Here is a 1,437-nt window from a genome sequence, read left to right as displayed (position 1 = left end):
GAAGAAATTACCGACAAGATGAGTAAGATGAAAAATCAAGCACAAAGACAGCATATTGCTGCCCTGCTGTTTGGTGGTGATGGCAAGGAAATGGCCGCCATGCTTGCGCAAGGAATGGCGCCTATCAAAGAGCTGTTTGCAAAGGCGCGGAAAGGAAAATGGCTCATAGGTGCTGATGTCGCACGCTATGCAGCGGACTTAAGTGACAAAATGGGAGCCTTTAAGAAAAAAATAGGCGGTATCGCGAGCTTTATTGGCGCCCGTTTCATGCCCGTGATTAATGATATGATTGACGGTTTTTCAAAGTTGATTGATGAAAACCGCGACCTCATTCAAACAACCGTTGCTGGATGGGCTAAAAGCGTAAAAAAAGTCTTTAATGATTTGCTTAATCCTACCTCCGATTTAAGAAAAGGCATCAGTGATCTCACAGAGAGAATTAAAGGCTGGTTCCAATGGCTAGAACCTCTGATTGGTGAAATAACCCTTTTCAAGGTAGGACTTGTGGCACTTGGTTCGTTCATTTTTGGTCCACTCATTGCCGCATTAGCCGCAGTAGGAGCAGCGTTTGTTAGCCTTGGTATCACAATTATGACGACACCTATCGGGTGGCTAATTGGCGGCATCGCAGCTCTTGTAGGCGCTGGATATTTGCTCTACAAAAATTGGGACAAAATCAATGGCTGGCTGCTTACATCACTAGCCATAGTAAGCGCAGTTTTTATCAGGCTTGCTTTCGCTCTTTCAGGACCAGTGCTTTCAGCCTTCACTTCCGTTGGTTCTAAAATTACCGGTCTGGCTGCAAATCTTGGAAAATCCCTGCTCTCAAAAATAATCGCAGCAGATAAAGCTTTTATTAGATTTTCTGCTACTCTGGGAAGATCACTGCTTTCAGCATTAGCCTCAGCTGCTTCTGCAGTTGCCAGTCTTGCTTTAACTCTTGTAGGTACACTGATTTCGGCAATAACTGCCGTTGGTTCTGCTTTTATATCGCTTGGTATCGCAATCATGACCACACCTGTCGGCTGGATCGCTGCCGGCATAGCAGCCCTTGTTGCTGCTGGATATCTGCTCTACAAAAATTGGGATACGGTAGTAAGCTTCATAAGCAACTTGTGGAATTCTTTTGCGAGCTTATGTAGTAACGTTTTCAATAACCTCTTGACGTTCTTTAAAAACTTTTCACCACTGACTTGGATTTCGAAAAAAATCAATGAACTCATTGAATGGCTGTTTGGTGTCGATTTAATGGAAGTAGGAACCAATCTGATTAACGGGCTTTGGGAAGGTATCAAAAGCCAATGGAATGCTTTGTCTGATTGGTTTAGCGGCATGATAAGCAAATTAACCAGCTGGATGCCTAATTGGATGAAAAAAAAGCTAGGCTTTAATGTTTCAATCAACAAAACTTCAACCCAGACCATTAAAACCTTTACC

At 43.3% G+C, this 1,437-nt stretch carries 1 pseudogene; it reads left to right on the top strand.

The window, feature by feature from the left end:
• Window positions 1–1,437 (top strand): annotated as a pseudogene (locus ACFIKO_RS08910) (phage tail protein); the annotation flags it as partial.

Origin of the sequence: Bartonella sp. TS82HLJMH (assembly GCF_042193495.1) — a bacterium.
GTDB classification, from domain to species: Bacteria; Pseudomonadota; Alphaproteobacteria; order Rhizobiales; family Rhizobiaceae; genus Bartonella; species Bartonella grahamii.
This window is presented reverse-complemented; position numbering and strand designations above follow the sequence as displayed.